Source organism: Acinetobacter defluvii (assembly GCF_001704615.3).
Classification (GTDB): domain Bacteria; phylum Pseudomonadota; class Gammaproteobacteria; order Pseudomonadales; family Moraxellaceae; genus Acinetobacter; species Acinetobacter defluvii.
The window spans coordinates 2,653,795-2,668,750 of sequence record NZ_CP029397.2 but is presented as its reverse complement, the minus strand read 5'-3'; the positions used below and the strand labels follow the sequence as shown (position 1 = coordinate 2,668,750).

At 36.9% G+C, this 14,956-nt stretch carries 16 protein-coding genes; 9 read left to right on the top strand and 7 right to left on the bottom strand.

The genetic code is table 11. The features are described from left to right. Positions 1-5: 5 nt before the first annotated feature. On the bottom strand, positions 6-551 hold the full coding sequence (locus DJ533_RS15245; RefSeq protein WP_228716489.1) for a hypothetical protein: 546 nt from the start codon (positions 549-551) through the stop codon (positions 6-8). Positions 552-673: 122 nt separating this feature from the next. On the opposite strand from DJ533_RS15245, the gene DJ533_RS15240 reads away from it, so the two are divergent. Further along, positions 674-1,306, top strand: a complete 633-nt coding sequence (locus DJ533_RS15240) for a LysE family transporter (protein ID WP_065994243.1) — start codon at positions 674-676, stop codon at positions 1,304-1,306. Positions 1,307-1,369: 63 nt separating this feature from the next. Here the strand turns inward: DJ533_RS15240 and DJ533_RS15235 are convergent, their stop codons facing one another. From DJ533_RS15235 to DJ533_RS15210, 6 genes are all read right to left on the bottom strand, one after another. Then, positions 1,370-1,657, bottom strand: coding sequence for a PA4642 family protein (locus DJ533_RS15235; protein WP_065994242.1), 288 nt, complete (start codon positions 1,655-1,657; stop codon positions 1,370-1,372). Between the two features lie 255 nt (positions 1,658-1,912). After that, positions 1,913-2,185, bottom strand: a complete 273-nt coding sequence (minE, locus tag DJ533_RS15230) for a cell division topological specificity factor MinE (RefSeq protein ID WP_065994241.1) — start codon at positions 2,183-2,185, stop codon at positions 1,913-1,915. Between the two features lie 2 nt (positions 2,186-2,187). Beyond that, positions 2,188-3,000: a septum site-determining protein MinD gene (gene minD / locus DJ533_RS15225; protein WP_065994257.1), complete on the bottom strand. Its 813-nt coding sequence runs from the start codon at positions 2,998-3,000 to the stop codon at positions 2,188-2,190. A 69-nt stretch (positions 3,001-3,069) separates the two neighbouring features. After that, complete coding sequence (minC, locus tag DJ533_RS15220; protein WP_065994240.1) at positions 3,070-3,801, bottom strand: septum site-determining protein MinC; 732 nt, start codon at positions 3,799-3,801, stop codon at positions 3,070-3,072. Between the two features lie 140 nt (positions 3,802-3,941). After that, complete coding sequence (locus DJ533_RS15215) at positions 3,942-4,991, bottom strand: hypothetical protein (protein WP_065994239.1); 1,050 nt, start codon at positions 4,989-4,991, stop codon at positions 3,942-3,944. A gap of 28 nt (positions 4,992-5,019) precedes the next feature. Further along, positions 5,020-5,937 carry an acyltransferase gene (locus DJ533_RS15210; protein ID WP_065994238.1) on the bottom strand — a complete coding sequence of 306 codons (918 nt, stop codon included), beginning with the start codon at positions 5,935-5,937 and terminating at the stop codon, positions 5,020-5,022. Between the two features lie 243 nt (positions 5,938-6,180). Here DJ533_RS15210 and DJ533_RS15205 point away from each other — a divergent pair, with 243 nt between their 5' ends. The 8 genes from DJ533_RS15205 (at position 6,181) to DJ533_RS15170 (ending at position 14,905) form a co-directional block, all read left to right on the top strand. Continuing rightward, entirely contained in the window at positions 6,181-6,813 is a 633-nt protein-coding gene (locus tag DJ533_RS15205) for an OmpA family protein (RefSeq protein ID WP_065994237.1), read from the top strand. 150 nt (positions 6,814-6,963) lie between these two features. Continuing rightward, on the top strand, positions 6,964-9,003 hold the full coding sequence (locus DJ533_RS15200) for a UvrD-helicase domain-containing protein (RefSeq protein ID WP_065994236.1): 2,040 nt from the start codon (positions 6,964-6,966) through the stop codon (positions 9,001-9,003). 111 nt (positions 9,004-9,114) lie between these two features. Continuing rightward, positions 9,115-9,567: a dUTP diphosphatase gene (gene dut, locus DJ533_RS15195; RefSeq protein ID WP_065994235.1), complete on the top strand. Its 453-nt coding sequence runs from the start codon at positions 9,115-9,117 to the stop codon at positions 9,565-9,567. 207 nt (positions 9,568-9,774) lie between these two features. Continuing rightward, positions 9,775-11,202, top strand: a complete 1,428-nt coding sequence (locus DJ533_RS15190; protein ID WP_065994234.1) for a phosphomannomutase/phosphoglucomutase — start codon at positions 9,775-9,777, stop codon at positions 11,200-11,202. A gap of 27 nt (positions 11,203-11,229) precedes the next feature. Beyond that, positions 11,230-12,138, top strand: coding sequence for an acetylglutamate kinase (gene argB, locus DJ533_RS15185; RefSeq protein ID WP_065994233.1), 909 nt, complete (start codon positions 11,230-11,232; stop codon positions 12,136-12,138). A gap of 206 nt (positions 12,139-12,344) precedes the next feature. Then, positions 12,345-13,124 carry a GNAT family N-acetyltransferase gene (locus tag DJ533_RS15180; RefSeq protein WP_065994232.1) on the top strand — a complete coding sequence of 260 codons (780 nt, stop codon included), beginning with the start codon at positions 12,345-12,347 and terminating at the stop codon, positions 13,122-13,124. 97 nt (positions 13,125-13,221) lie between these two features. Then, positions 13,222-14,070 carry a class II glutamine amidotransferase gene (locus DJ533_RS15175; RefSeq protein WP_065994231.1) on the top strand — a complete coding sequence of 283 codons (849 nt, stop codon included), beginning with the start codon at positions 13,222-13,224 and terminating at the stop codon, positions 14,068-14,070. A gap of 379 nt (positions 14,071-14,449) precedes the next feature. Continuing rightward, the gene (locus tag DJ533_RS15170) at positions 14,450-14,905 is read left to right on the top strand and encodes a bacteriohemerythrin (RefSeq protein ID WP_065994230.1); all 456 of its coding nucleotides are present in this window, start codon (positions 14,450-14,452) and stop codon (positions 14,903-14,905) included. The last annotated feature ends 51 nt before the right edge of the window (positions 14,906-14,956 follow it).

Here is a 14,956-nt window from a genome sequence, read left to right as displayed (position 1 = left end):
ACGGTTCATTGCAATTGTCCTGTCAGTTCTAAATAAATTGACAGGAGTAACAATAGCCAAATGATTACTCCAAAAACCATTAAAATAATGTGTGTGGTTGTAAATTTTTCTTGCTCAATCGTTTCCATATTTTCAGTACGCCGTTTGGCGTAGTTGAGTGCCATAAAAGCAGGAATATAAAAAAGCACACTACAAATATACAAAATGAAATAAGGTGCAGGTAGATAAGATAAATATGAAAAAACCATCACACCTAAAAACATCCAACCTGATGAAAATTTTTTAGAATAGCCTTGTTGTTGTGCATATTTTTGGATTCTTTCAAAAAGCCCATAAAGAAAAAATATTGAAAAAATGGCACGAAAAGCAGGTTGAATATCAAGTTGATCTTTTTGTAGAAAGAAACGCCAAGTTTTAAACATCCACCAAATATTGTATAAACCCAATGAGAGTACTGAAAGCAATATAAATTGATTTAAATTTAAAAGTGTTCGATCTTCAGTTCGAATATGTTGGGAGTTGAGCATTGAAGTTGTATTTAAATTTGTCATGTTATTTTTCATTATAAATTGTGACGAAATTCTAAAATTAATTTATTGATTTCGCAATCCATGAATTTAGCTTAAATCTCTTTTTGAGATAAAATAGTTTTTTATCCTCAAGGTCGTTCAGCATGTGGTTAGCATTAAGTACCTTAGTTTTTATTCATTTTTGTGCTTTGATTACTCCTGGTCCAGACTTTTTTGTGGTGACACAAACAGCGATTAGCCGTTCTCGTACTCAAGCGATGTGTGTGGTGTTTGGAATTACCGTGGCTGTGTTGCTGTGGGCATTTTTTGCATTGGTTGGTTTGAATATAATTTTTGAGAAGTTTGTTTGGCTGAAACAAATCATGATGATTTTAGGTGGAATATATTTGTGTTGGCTCGGTTTTCAAATGTTGAAATCCGCATTTTCAAAGCAAAAAGTTAATCAATCACCCAATGAAGCCGTCAATATAGAACTTCCACAAAGTTATATTCGATTTTTTGTCAAAGGCTTATTAACCAATTTATCCAATCCCAAAGCTGTGATCTATTTTGGAAGTGTATTTTCGATGTTTTTAGCCAATCCTCAACTGGATCATTTACATGCAGTGATGTGGGTGATCATAGGTATAGAAACGTTGTTGTGGTTTAGCTTCGTCGTGTTTGTATTTTCATTACCAAGCTTTAAAACAGCGTATCAAAATGCAGCCAAATGGATTGATGGTGTATCAGGAGGGATTTTTACAGCTTTTGGTGCTTATTTGATTGCGAACAAGTAGTTAAAACTATTTCAATAAAAAAACCTGCATAAATTGCAGGTTTTATTTTTTATCTCGTTTAGCTTAAGCAAATTTTGCCAATACTTCTAAAAAGCCATCTTTTTGACGTGGAAATTGTGCGATCACATCATGAATACGTTGACCTTCAGGATTGGTTGCATTGATATCACGACCATCCGCTTTAAACTGAACCAATAGACGTTCATAGTCTGCTGGACGCATATGTTTAAAAGCGTGATAAAGCACATGAAAATCGGCATTTACGCCTTCAGGAGGAAGTTGATTGAGATAGGCAAAAACACGCTCGTCTGACCATTCTTCATTGAAAGTTGCTGGCTGTGAAAGTGCCATAATAGCATCTCCTCAAATTCTATTTTAGATATTAAAAAGGCAAAAATAGGGCAGAAAAAGCTTATTTAGCTCAATCTGCCCACTCGAAGCATAGCTTCTTGTCTTGCGACAAAGCCTTAAAGCCATGCTTTAAGTTTACTTATCCAGTCTACTCGAAGCACAGCTTCTCGTCTTGCGACTGGACAAAGCAATGCTTTGTTAATCCAGTCTCATATTTTGCCTTGAATCAATTCACTTGACTAATCAATAATGAAATTAACGTTCTTCAGGTAAATTGATATTCATTTCTAACATTTCAATATTTGCTTCTGAACGAACAGACATTTGAATGTGTTGTTCATCAACACCACGCACATAACGGTTAACCACCTGCATGATTTCTTTTTTCATTTGGTCAATTTTATCTTGACTCAAACGTTTGCCTAAACCTTGTTCAGATGCAACAATGACTTTTAAACGATCTTTAGCAGTTTGTGCACTCGAAGGCTTTTCATCACCACTAAATAACTTACTCCAAAATCCTGCCATTATTACGCTCCAAATAATCTCGCTAACCAACCTTTAGGCTTAACAGTAATATGTCGATATGGACGCTCTTCGCCCAGGAAACGTGCAACTAAATCGTCATAAGCTTGTCCTGCACTAGCATCTGTATAAAGAATAACGGGTTTACCTTCATTTGATGCTTGTAACACGCTTGGGCACTCGGGAATCACACCTAAAGTCGGAATGCGTAAAATGTCTTTAGAAATATCGTCAATGGTCAGCATTTCTTGTTTATCAGCACGTTCTGGGTTAAAACGCGTGATACATAAGTGCTTGCGAACACGTCCTTCATTGTTTTCGATTTTCTTCGTTTTACTATCAAGCATACCGATGATACGGTCAGAATCTCGAACTGAAGAAATCTCAGGATTGGTGACAATAATTGCTTCGTCAGCATGGTACATTGCTAAAATCGCACCACGTTCGATCCCTGCAGGTGAGTCACAAATAATATAATCAAACTCTTGTGAAAGCTCATCCATGACACGTGCTACACCTTCATCGGTTAAAGCATCTTTATCACGGGTTTGTGAAGCAGGTAAAATATAAAGATTTTCAATATCTTTATCACGAATTAAAGCCTGTTGCAGACGTGCTTCATTATTTAAAACATTCACGAAATCATAAACGACACGACGCTCACAACCCATGATCAAGTCTAAGTTTCGTAGACCGACATCAAAATCTATCACAACAGTTTTATGACCACGAAGGGCTAGTCCTGTTGCAAAAGATGCACTTGTTGTAGTTTTACCTACGCCACCTTTGCCTGATGTAACGACAACAATTTTGGCCACCGAATCCACTCCTGTTATGGTCATTCATCCCCTTTGCGAGGGGAGTTTATTATGGTGTTAATTTATACATTAAAATTGCAGAACTGAAAACTCAAGTTCTTGTTGGTCATTCAAGTAAATATGCACAGACTTTTTAATGAATTCCGCTGGAATATCATCTGCTACGCAATATGTTCCCGCAATAGAAACCAATTCGGCTTCTAAGGAATGACAAAAAATTCTTGCTGCAGTATTTCCACCTGCACCTGCGATGACTCTACCACGAACACTGCCATAAATATGTATATTTCCTGAAGCAATCACTTCAGAGCCACTATTTATGCCTGCGTTCAAAATAATATCACCATGGTCTTGTACTAGACATTGCCCAGTTCGCAAAATTTCATCATGATATGACGTAATATGACTAATCGTTGTTTGTTGTTGTGTAACAGTCGATGGCGTATCTGTACTTTGGCTAGCATCAGGGGCTTTTACTGCGGCTGCGATAGCTTGTTCCTTGGTTGCTTTAATACGCTGTAAAGGGCGATCAGCAGGTAATACGGGGAACTGAATGGCACGTGCTTGATCACCTAAGACACCATCAATCACGCCCATCGGTTGTAAATCTAGGCTAATTAAAAGCTGAATGAGTGCAATGAGTTCCTGCTCAACACTACTGTCGAGGATCACTAAAGCCCCTTGATAAGAGGTTTCTTTCATCATTGCGCTAAGTTGCTGGCGGATGGCATCTTGATCATTTGTATCAAAGGTTAATCGGGTAAAATTAACCATTCTGCCTGTAATCCGTATATCAGCCATAACTATTCCTTAAAGGCTTATCACCTGAAAATTATAAATAAAGTCAAACGGTCAAAACTGCACAAATGCTAGAGCAAAATGAAGGATTTCTCTAGCATAGATACAAATATTTGCATTGATTTGTTCAATCTTTGAATCACTTAGTCTTTGCTTTGATCGTATTGTTCTAACTCGATCTGCCATTGTTTAATTTTGACTTGTTTACGCAAGGATTCTAAGCTTTCATAAACCGCCGACTCAACTAACTCTTCCAAGGCTTTATTTTCAATATTTAAATGACTGACTTTGTCAGAGATCAAGGTATAAATTTGATTGGGTTGTGTGGCTGTCCCTTCGGTCAAAGGATCAATTAAGCCATTGGTAATATTTTCACCTAAGCGCTGACCAATACTTTGAATTTGATTTTCAATCATACCACCCGCAATTGGAATTAATCTCAGTAATTGAGTTAACTGCGGTGTATCTTCAATCGCTTGCTTGACGATATGTCCAACATTATCAGCAATTAAACGTTGTTGAGCCTTCAATTCTGTCGCCAATGCTTCTTGTAAAATTTCAGCCAAAGCCTGTGCAAACATATCTCGGTGATGATCGACCAAATCATGAATAATTTTTTTATGGCTCGAACTATTATCCAGTTCATATTTAATACCATCAATTACTGAAACAACTACGCGATCAGACAACTCCTCCATAACCACACGATAGTAAAATAAAACCTTTTTCATGATATTGTCAGGGATGACTTTATAACCCAGTTCATGTAAACGGTAGGCAATAATCCCTGCACGAATTAAACGTAAAAAACGTAAATAAGGAATAATCGCTAATACTTCATACCAATGAATAAATGGAAAAAAGAACCAACGTTGATGATGTTTATAGACGATTGCAACCAACCAACGGATACTGAGCTCAGCCACCAAAAATAAAATAAACCATCCTTCAGTTTTAATCACCCACGGATGTAAGTCCGATTTATAAAAGGCTAAAACCTCAGGTAAATGGATTTCATCAAAAAATAATTTCCCAAAACTGCTCATGAGAAATAAATTGGCGCATAGACAAAACAGGTTGAAGACAATGATGCCCATCATAAAAATGTCATACACTAAAAAGAGTTTCCAGCCCAAAGTATTATGATTGTCTGGACGAAAAGTCTTTTTCTTTGTTGCAGCCTGTTCTGTCATAACGATCCTTGTATTTGTGATGCTATTTTTAGTGTTGATATTTCTGTTTCATGGTGGTGATGAGTTGATCTTTATCTTGCCATAATTCATCTACCCATTTTTGAAACTTGGCACGATATTCAGCATCTTCTTCATAATCGCCACCTAAGACCCAAGTCGGGATCTCTATTTTACGCAGATTAACCGCAATACGAGGTACTTCACCTAACCAAAACTCACCATAACCAGGCGCACCATCAGGATAGACAATGGTCATGTCAACCAAAGCGTCAATTTGATCTCCTAATATATTCAAAGCCAAAGCCAAACCACCAGCTTTAGGCTTTAATAAGTTGGTAAATGGAGAGTGTTGCTGTTGATGTTTCTCTGGAGTAAATCGTGTACCTTCTAAATAATTTAACAAGGTGAATGGTTGACTCAGCAATTGTTCACATGCTTTACGAGCCTCTGCCATATCTTTATGTTTTAAATCAGGATTTTTTTTAATTTGTGCTTTGCTGTGACGCTTCATCATTGGAAAACCTAAAATTTTAAAGGCTTGCCCAACAAATGGGATGAAAATAAGTTCCCATTTGGTAAAGAAACGGGTAAGTGGCATACGTGTTAAACCAAAATATTGGTTGACTGTGGTATCCACCCAGCTTTGATGATTACAGGTCATTAGATAACGCCCCTGCATATTGAGATCAAGCGCATCATCGACAGAAATATCCCACTGGGTTTCTGGTAATATGTGATCAATTAACCAATTATTCACACTTAACCAACTATTGGTAATTTGGATATTAGTTTCATCGACTTTCTTGGATTTTTTAAATAACTTGGTCAAACCTAGCGCAAGTACTGGCGGTCCATGAAAAAAAGTACTTCCTGTAATCACAGAACCCACAGTTAAGCCTTTGCTTATTTTTTTTAAAAAAGGTTGTTTCTGTTGTTGAGATGACATAAAAAAGTCCTAGAAAAGAGTTTTATTTGTACATGAGTTGTCCTAAATATAGACTTTGTTCATGCAATTAAAAAGTCCGAATTCTGAACTATGTATAAATTATGATGAACTACGCTGAAAATACTCGCTTATTTATTTCAAAATGTAACGAATTGCGGTATTTTTAACAAAATGTCAATGGTTTAAGCGCATGATTTAAATCATGATGATGACATAGAAAAACACTAACCTTGGAGGCATGTAATGCGTGCACTTGTAATCTCAGCTGTAGTAGGGGCTTTGGCACTTTCAGGTTGCCAAAACATGGAATATGATAAAGCAGCCATTGGTACTGGCTTAGGCGCATTATTAGGCGCTGGTATTGCTTACTCAAATGCCGACAAAGACAAAATGGGTCAAGCGGCTGCAATTGGTGCGGTCGTGGGTGCGGGTGCGGGTGCGCTTCTTGACCAAAAAGAAAAGCGTTTACGTCAAGAACTTGCTGGTACAGGTGTTGATGTAAACCGTAACCAAGATGGTTCGATCAACATGATTATGCCGAGTGTAACTTTCGCAACTAACTCGGCATCAATTCAACCGCGTTTCCAATCTGCGTTAAATGACGTAGCACGTGTATTAGCGGAAGGTGGTACTGCTGGTAAATTAGCACTGGTTATTCATGGTCATACAGATAACACAGGTAATGATTCAATCAATATTCCATTGTCTCAAAACCGTGCTAACTCAGTATTAAATTATCTTGCAGGTCAAGGGATCTCAGCTTCTCGTATGACCGCACGTGGTTATGGTTCAACTTCTCCGATCGCAGATAACTCAACAGCTGCAGGTCGTGAACAAAACCGTCGTGTAGAAATTACAGTTTATGAAACTAAATAATGCTCGTTATTAATTCGTAATTAAGCGGATTTAAGAAACCACCTTCGGGTGGTTTTTTATTTGTTAAAAAGCTTGGAAAATGTCATGAAAAATTAGGCAAGACTTGTTTTGATGACTATAATCGAGCTCGAAGTTTTTAGAGGATCAACAATGTCAAAAGCAAGTCAGTTGAATGACAAGCAACTTGAAGCCATGAAATATACTCAAGGACCCTTGTTAGTACTTGCAGGGGCAGGTTCAGGCAAAACTTCAGTGATTACGCGTAAAATTGCCTATCTTGTACAACAGTGTGGTATTCCAGCATACCGTATCACGGCAATGACATTTACCAATAAAGCTGCACGTGAAATGAAAGAACGTGTGGGCAAATTACTAGGTAAAGAAGAAGGCAAAGGACTTTCAGTTTCAACCTTCCATACTTTTGGCTTAAATCTCTTACGTTTAGAATTGAAACATACGCCATTAAAAAATAATTTTTCGATATTAGATGCAGATGACTGTAAACGTATTCTAATGGATTTGATGCATCGTGATAATTTATCAGGTGCGGAAAGCAAAGATTTAATTGCTAAAGCCATGAAGAAAATTTCGGATTGGAAAAATGATCTGATTTTACCTGAGCAAGCACATAATACGTGTGAAACCACAGAAGATGTTCAGTTTGCACATTTGTATCAACTCTATGAACGTAATCTACGTGCCTATAATGCAGTGGATTTTGACGACTTAATCGTGATGCCAACACGCCTTTTGCAAGAAAATGCTGAAGTACGTGAGCGTTGGCAAAATCGTGTACGTTATTTATTGGTGGATGAATATCAAGATACCAACACCGCACAGTACATTTTAGTGAAATTATTGGTGGGTGTGATGGGGCAATTCACCGCAGTTGGTGATGATGATCAATCTATCTACGCATGGCGTGGTGCAAAGCCTGAAAATATGGCGTTGCTTAAAGAAGATTTTCATAATTTAAAAGTGATTAAGCTTGAGCAAAATTACCGCTCAACCAGTCGTATTTTAAAAGCAGCAAACCATGTAATTGATAACAATCCACATATCTTTGATAAAAAACTGTGGAGTGACAAAGGACATGGTGAAGTGATTCGTGTCATCACTTGCCGAAATGATGATGATGAGTCTGAACGTGTGGTGAAGGATTTGCTGACACATAAACTCATGAATGGCAAAAATTGGAAAGATTATGCGGTGTTATATCGTGGAAATTTCCAAGCACGTGTCCTCGAAACACAACTGCGTCAGATGCAAATTCCATATAAACTCTCAGGTGGTCAGTCTTTCTTCGCACGTGCTGAAATCAAAGACATCATGAGTTATTTAAGGGTGATTATTAACCCTGAAGATGACAGTGCTTTTTTACGCATTATCAATACCCCAAAACGTGCGATTGGTCCTGTTACACTCGAAAAACTGGGTCTATTTGCCCAAGAAAATCATTTATCACTTTTAGCTGCAGCAAGTGATCAGCGTTTAAGCATGGTTATGCCGAAAAAAGCCACCACTCAACTTGCTGAGTTTGCGGATTTTATCGCTAACTTTACCCGTGAATTGTTAGATGATGATGAGCCTGTACCCAAAATTCGTCAGATGATGATGGAAGCAGGATATATTGATTATTTACGTGAAACGGCAGCCACACCTGCACAAGAAAAGACTAAATTGGACAATGTGGAAATGCTGTATAGCAGTATCCAAAGTTTGATCAATCGTGCTGAAGATGTGGATGAAAAAAATATCGAAAGTGTGATTCGTAAAATGGTGCTGCTCGATATGCTGGAGCAACAACAGGAAGAAGAAGATACAGATAAAGTCAACTTATTAACACTACATGCGTCAAAAGGTTTGGAGTTTCCATTTGTCTACATTATGGGCTTAGAGGAAGAATTACTACCCCATAAAAATTCGATTGCAGCTGAAACCATCGAAGAAGAACGTCGTTTGATGTATGTGGGGATTACCCGAGCACAACAAGGGCTGACATTGACGCTTGCTGAACAACGTAAAAATGGCGGGCAAATGAAGCAAATGACCCCAAGCCGCTTCTTGGATGAGTTGCCACAAGATGAGTTGGATTGGCTAGGTCGTAAGAAAAAACTGGCTGAACATGTCGATCCGAAACAACAAGCACAACATTATTTGCAAAATTTAAAAGCATTATTAAAGCGTTAGTGCCTGAATATATTTTGATTTAATTTGCTTTAAAGCGCTCTAAGACTTTTGAGTTTTTCAAAACTAGAGCGCTGATGACTTTTTCTGTTTGATTGAATATAGGATTTTAATATGAAAGTTCAAGTAAAGGTACTTGATCCACGTCTAGGTCAAAAATGGCCGATGCCAACCTATGCAACGACAGGTTCAGCAGGTTTGGATCTTCGTGCATGTGTTGAAGAGGCGACACAAATTGAGCCTGGACAAACAGTTTTAGTGAAAACAGGTTTGGCGATTTATATCCAAGACCCAAGTTTCGCAGGCTTAGTGCTACCTCGTTCAGGTTTAGGACATAAACATGGCATTGTTTTAGGTAACTTAGTCGGTTTGATCGATTCAGACTATCAAGGTGAGTTAATGGTATCTGTATGGAACCGTGGACAAACGACATTTACTTTAGAGCCAGGCGAGCGTTTAGCACAATATGTATTGGTTCCTGTAGTTCAGGCTGAGTTTGACCTTGTAAATGAATTTGAGGCAACTGCACGTGGCACAGGTGGTTTTGGACATACGGGTAAAAATTAAGACATTATTTTTAAATAAAAAGTCCGTTTATCGGGCTTTTTTAAATTTCTACAATAATGTAACTAAAATTATATTTAAAATAAGAGATAATGTTACATATAGTGTAAATACAATTTTAATAGAATTGACTGATATCCTGAAAATATTAATTTGAGATTGCTCTAATACTGGCAATTTAGAGGGATAAAGTCATTAGAAGTATTGCTTATGATAAATTCCTTAGAATTTCCACATCATATCTTTCGGGCATATGATATTCGTGGAAAAGTAGAGCTATTGAAACCAGAATTGATTTATTGCATCGCACAAGCATTAGTCAATCAGTACCGACAACAGCAACAAGACCAGATTGTAATTGGGTATGATGCACGTTTGACGAGCCCAATTTTTGCTAAAATTATTGAAAATGTATTTTTAGAAAATGATTTTAAAGTCATTTCGATAGGTTGTTGTTCTTCCCCTCAAATGTATTTTGCTGCGCGAAAAGCGCAAGGCAATGGCATTATTGTCACAGCAAGTCATAATCCCAAAACAGACAATGGAATTAAATGGATCATTAATGCTGAGCCACCATGCCCAGAGATGATTCAAGCGATTGGAAATAATGCCGAACAACTCTTAACGCAACATCAAGTAAATATTGCCTTACCTGATGTTAAACATGAGATTAAAGCCGAGTTTTGTACCGCGTATCAAACTGCGATATTGCGAGATATTTATTTAAAACGTCCGCTGAAAGTAGTGATTGATGGTTTAAATGGTTCGGCAGGTTTTTGTTCACACATTATTCTTAAAAAATTAGGCTGTGAAGTGATTGCCTTACGTTGTAATGCTGATGGGAATTTTCCTGATCATGCACCTGATCCATCTCAAGCAACACATTTAGAACTATTGCGTCAGAATATTTTAAACCATGAAGCGGATCTGGGGATCGCACTTGATGGTGATGGTGATCGTGTCGTCATTTTAGATGAAAATGCGCATATTATTTCTGCGGATCGTTTGATGGCACTGTTTGCTCAAATTTGTTTGCATGCAAATCCACATCGAGAAGTTGTATTTGATGTGAAATGTTCTTCAATGGTGCGCCAAACGATTGAAAAACTAGGCGGGAAAGCCACTATGATCCGTACAGGGAGTAGCTTTTTACGCAAATATTTAACCAAATCTAAAGGGCAGGCAGTATTTGGGGGTGAATACGCTGGGCATTATGTCTTTAATGATGGGCGTGGTTTGGGCTATGACGATGGTTTGTATGCCGCTTTAAGAGTGATGGAGTATTTATGTGAGTTGCCACCGAATATGACTTTATCGCAAGTTTTGGCAGCATATCCTGAACGTTGTTATACCGAAGATACCTATATCAGTACTCACAGCACTAACCCGAAAACCGTCTTGAGTGAAATTGAACAGCTCAGCACAGGCTATGGTGCAGAATTAATAAAAATAGATGGGATTCGACTTGATTTTGATCATGGTTTTGGCATTATTCGAGCATCAAATACAGGTGAGTTTTTTACAGTCCGTTTTGATGCAGATAATCCATCACGTTTAGATGAAATTCGACGAACATTTGCGTCTATGTTGCACGATCATTATCCTATGATTGCTCAAGATATTTTAAAAGCTCATTAATTACCATTTCTGAAGGGGAGAGGCGTAATGCCACATCAACATACTGGCACTGACAAAGCACAAATTTTGACAGAAGCTTTACCGTATATTCAACGCTTTTCAGGTAAAACGCTAGTAGTAAAATATGGTGGCAATGCGATGACTGATCCAGCTTTGGAAAGTTCTTTTGCACGTGACATTGTATTATTAAAAACAGTGGGCATTAACCCGATTGTGGTACATGGTGGTGGACCTCAAGTCGACTCATTTCTTAAACAGTTAGGACGAGAGTCTGATCGTATTGATGGGATGCGAGTCACTGATCCAGCAACGATGGAAGTTGTAGAAATGGTACTAGGGGGTAGTGTCAACAAATCTATCGTGAATTTGATTAATAAGCATGGTGGTCGTGCCATTGGTTTGACAGGTAAAGACGGTAATTTATTACGTGCTAAAAAATTGTTGATGGAAAAAGTTCAAGATGATGGTGCTATACAACATATTGATCTTGGTTTAGTGGGGGAAGTCACTGGTGTGAAAACGGATGTATTGGAAATGTTCACCCAAAGTGATTTTATTCCTGTCATCGCTCCTTTAGGTGTAGATGAAGACGGTCAAACTTATAATATCAATGCAGATTTAGTCGCAGGTAAAGTTGCTGAAGCATTAGGTGCAGAAAAACTGATTTTACTGACCAATATCACAGGTGTTTTGGATGAAAATAAAAACCTTTTGACAGGTTTATCGACTCAAGAAGTTGATCACCTGATCGAAACAGGAGTGATTTATGGCGGTATGATTCCAAAGGTCGGTTGTGCTTTGGATGCGGTCAAAGGTGGCGTTGTCAGTGCGCATATTGTCGATGGTCGTGTTCCACATGCGACATTGTTAGAGATCTTTACTGATCATGGTGTGGGAACATTGATTACCAACCGAACAAAATCTATTGCTGTCTAAAATAATGTATTTGTAACAACACAAGTCTGCCGAGTGCAGACTTTTTATTTTTCAATAAAACTGTTCTATAAAGAGAAAATAAGACACAATCTATTTATTTTAATGGATAATATTTTTATACATGTGTTTTTTAATGTTCATAAATTAGTCATGTGTTTGTCATTTAGATTCTCTAGTGTGATGAAAGGCACAAGGAGTTCTAAATTATGTTAGCAAAATTAAATCAATACAGACAAAACATTAGTTTTCCATTAACTCGTCCTAAAAAACCACAAACCCAATATAAATTTGAATGGGCAGAAGACATTAAACAACTTAAAGAAATTCAAAAATTCCGTGCAGTACAATTTTCAGAGCAATTTGGAATACAGTTTGAAAATGGTTTAGATCAAGATTTATATGACTTAGATTGTCATCATGCAGTATTGCGTGACAAGTGGAGTAATGAAATTGTTGCTTATACGCGTTTAAAGTTGGTTCAAGGTTATGATTTAGCAAATAGTTATAGCGCTCAAGAGTTTGATGTTTCTCAGTTTTCTCATTTAAATAACATTGTTGAAATTGGTCGTACGTGTGTGCATCCACGCTATCGTAATGGTAAGGCATTGTCTATTTTATGGTTAAATTTAGTACCAATGGTGCTTTGGAAGATGAAAGCCAAACACCTAATGGGATGTGTGTCTATTCGCCTCGAGGAGAATAAAGCACGTGCCTATTACACCCACCAATTTATTAAAAAGCTCAATAAAAACCAAACAATAGATGTGCCCGCAAAACCAAGTTATGAACCCACGCATCCTGAATTTAGCTTTGTACAAGATGAACGCATTCCTAAATTGTTCGATGTATATTTGAAAATGAAAGCCCGTTTGTCCCAGCAAGCGTATCATGATCAGGATTTTAACTGTTTGGATTATTTTGTATTTTTAGATGTAAATGAAATTGCAAAGAATTTTGTGCTAAATAAAATGGTCAATCGCTCCTAATCTCAGAAAAACACATTTCGTTTGTAAATATTCAGATTTGCAAGCGAGGTGTGACTGATGCACAATGTTCACATCATGATTATGTTCAAATAAGATTATGTGCCAACTACTTGGAATGAACTGTGCAACACCGACAGATATTACTTTCTCTTTCCGTGGTTTTTCTCAACGGGCAGGGATTACGTCTGATCATTCAGATGGTTTTGGCATTGCATTTTTTGAAGATAAAGCATGCCGTTTATTTGTCGATAATCAGTCCGCAGTTGAGTCTCCGATTGCGGAGTTGGTGCGTAACTATCCAATCAAGTCAAGAAATGTCATTGCACATATTCGTAAAGCAACGCAAGGTAAAATCACGCTGGAAAACTCACATCCTTTTGTGCGTGAGCTATGGGGCAGACAATGGATTTTTGCACATAATGGTGATTTACATGATTTTCATCCACGACTTTCAGGGCGTTTTACCCCTGTAGGTAATACAGACAGTGAATTATCATTTTGTTATTTACTCGATAAGCTTGTGGAAAAATTTGGTTATCACGAACCTGCTTTAAACGACATTTTTACTGCTCTAAAAGAAATTTCTCCGCAAATTGCAGAGCATGGTACATTTAATTTTTGTTTGTCGAATGGGCAAGCGCTTTTTAGTTACGCAACCACAAAATTGCATTGGATTGTACGTGAATATCCATTTCAACATGCTAGTTTGATTGATCTTGATGTCGAAGTTGATTTTAGTGAAGTGACCACACCAGAGGATCGGGTTGCGGTGATTACCACTGAACCATTAACCCATAATGAAGTTTGGCAAGCTTATCAGGCTGGGGAAATGATTTTATTTCAACACGGGCGACCGATTAAACAAGCAATGACAGTAGTTGAACGTTTACAACGTGAAGCAAAAGACCCAAGTTTAAAACGTGTAACCAAAGCCGATCAATATTAAATACCATTAAAATAGTTTTAAAGGGATATGTGATTTATATTTAAATAAAGGTATATTTTATATATGCTTTTAACTTATTTTTATAAAATAAAAATAATAAATTGAATTGTTTTATTTTATATTTAAAATCCACATATTTATGAATTAATTCTAATCAATATTCTAAATATTTTCATTATCTTAGATGTTAGATTGGTTAAAAAATACTTTACCCTTTTAGTTGGGTTATTTATTTATCGCTCTATAAAACAATAGATTATATTTTTTTGTCAAACAATAACTTAAATCCGACCAAAATGCTTCATTTTTATTTTTCTGTTTCACGCTTATCATAAGGATGCTAAGTAGATATATTTTCTAAGTTATATGGGGTGTTGGTATGAGTATGAAGTGGCTTCCTGAATATAATACAGGAATCGAAGTTATTGATGATCAACACAAACGCATTTTAGATTATATTAATGATTTACAAAATGTAGATGTCATTACAGATCGTGCAAAAATCAAAGACGTTTTAGATAATATCATCGATTATACGCAATCTCATTTTACTTTCGAAGAGAGTTTGCAAGAAGAAGCAAACTATAAATATCAAGTGCCACATAAACGTGTGCATGATTTATTTATTAAGCGTATCGAAGGTTATCGTCACGATTTTGAAGCAGGTAAATCTATCGAAAATGAATTGAGTGAAGTGTTGGCAAAATGGCTCATTAATCACATTCAACATGATGATGCTGACTACGTTGGTGCTGTGAAACAAAATATGATTGGCATTATTCATGAAAATGAAAAGAAAAAAGGAAAGAATTGGTTCCAACGCTTTTTCTCTTAACACATAATAAGAATGAAAAATAATAACGAAGAAACTTACTAGCGCAGCAAA

What these genes read in the sequence shown, in the direction of transcription:
- DJ533_RS15245 (WP_228716489.1), bottom strand. Translation starts at nt 551, where the DNA reads ATGACAAATTTAAATACAACTTCAATGCTCAACTCCCAACATATTCGA.
- DJ533_RS15240 (WP_065994243.1), top strand. Translation starts at nt 674, where the DNA reads ATGTGGTTAGCATTAAGTACCTTAGTTTTTATTCATTTTTGTGCTTTG.
- DJ533_RS15235 (WP_065994242.1), bottom strand. Translation starts at nt 1,657, where the DNA reads ATGGCACTTTCACAGCCAGCAACTTTCAATGAAGAATGGTCAGACGAG.
- minE (WP_065994241.1), bottom strand. Translation starts at nt 2,185, where the DNA reads ATGGCAGGATTTTGGAGTAAGTTATTTAGTGGTGATGAAAAGCCTTCG.
- minC (WP_065994240.1), bottom strand. Translation starts at nt 3,801, where the DNA reads ATGGCTGATATACGGATTACAGGCAGAATGGTTAATTTTACCCGATTA.
- DJ533_RS15215 (WP_065994239.1), bottom strand. Translation starts at nt 4,991, where the DNA reads ATGACAGAACAGGCTGCAACAAAGAAAAAGACTTTTCGTCCAGACAAT.
- DJ533_RS15210 (WP_065994238.1), bottom strand. Translation starts at nt 5,937, where the DNA reads ATGTCATCTCAACAACAGAAACAACCTTTTTTAAAAAAAATAAGCAAA.
- DJ533_RS15205 (WP_065994237.1), top strand. Translation starts at nt 6,181, where the DNA reads ATGCGTGCACTTGTAATCTCAGCTGTAGTAGGGGCTTTGGCACTTTCA.
- DJ533_RS15200 (WP_065994236.1), top strand. Translation starts at nt 6,964, where the DNA reads ATGTCAAAAGCAAGTCAGTTGAATGACAAGCAACTTGAAGCCATGAAA.
- dut (WP_065994235.1), top strand. Translation starts at nt 9,115, where the DNA reads ATGAAAGTTCAAGTAAAGGTACTTGATCCACGTCTAGGTCAAAAATGG.
- DJ533_RS15190 (WP_065994234.1), top strand. Translation starts at nt 9,775, where the DNA reads ATGATAAATTCCTTAGAATTTCCACATCATATCTTTCGGGCATATGAT.
- argB (WP_065994233.1), top strand. Translation starts at nt 11,230, where the DNA reads ATGCCACATCAACATACTGGCACTGACAAAGCACAAATTTTGACAGAA.
- DJ533_RS15180 (WP_065994232.1), top strand. Translation starts at nt 12,345, where the DNA reads ATGTTAGCAAAATTAAATCAATACAGACAAAACATTAGTTTTCCATTA.
- DJ533_RS15175 (WP_065994231.1), top strand. Translation starts at nt 13,222, where the DNA reads ATGTGCCAACTACTTGGAATGAACTGTGCAACACCGACAGATATTACT.
- DJ533_RS15170 (WP_065994230.1), top strand. Translation starts at nt 14,450, where the DNA reads ATGAGTATGAAGTGGCTTCCTGAATATAATACAGGAATCGAAGTTATT.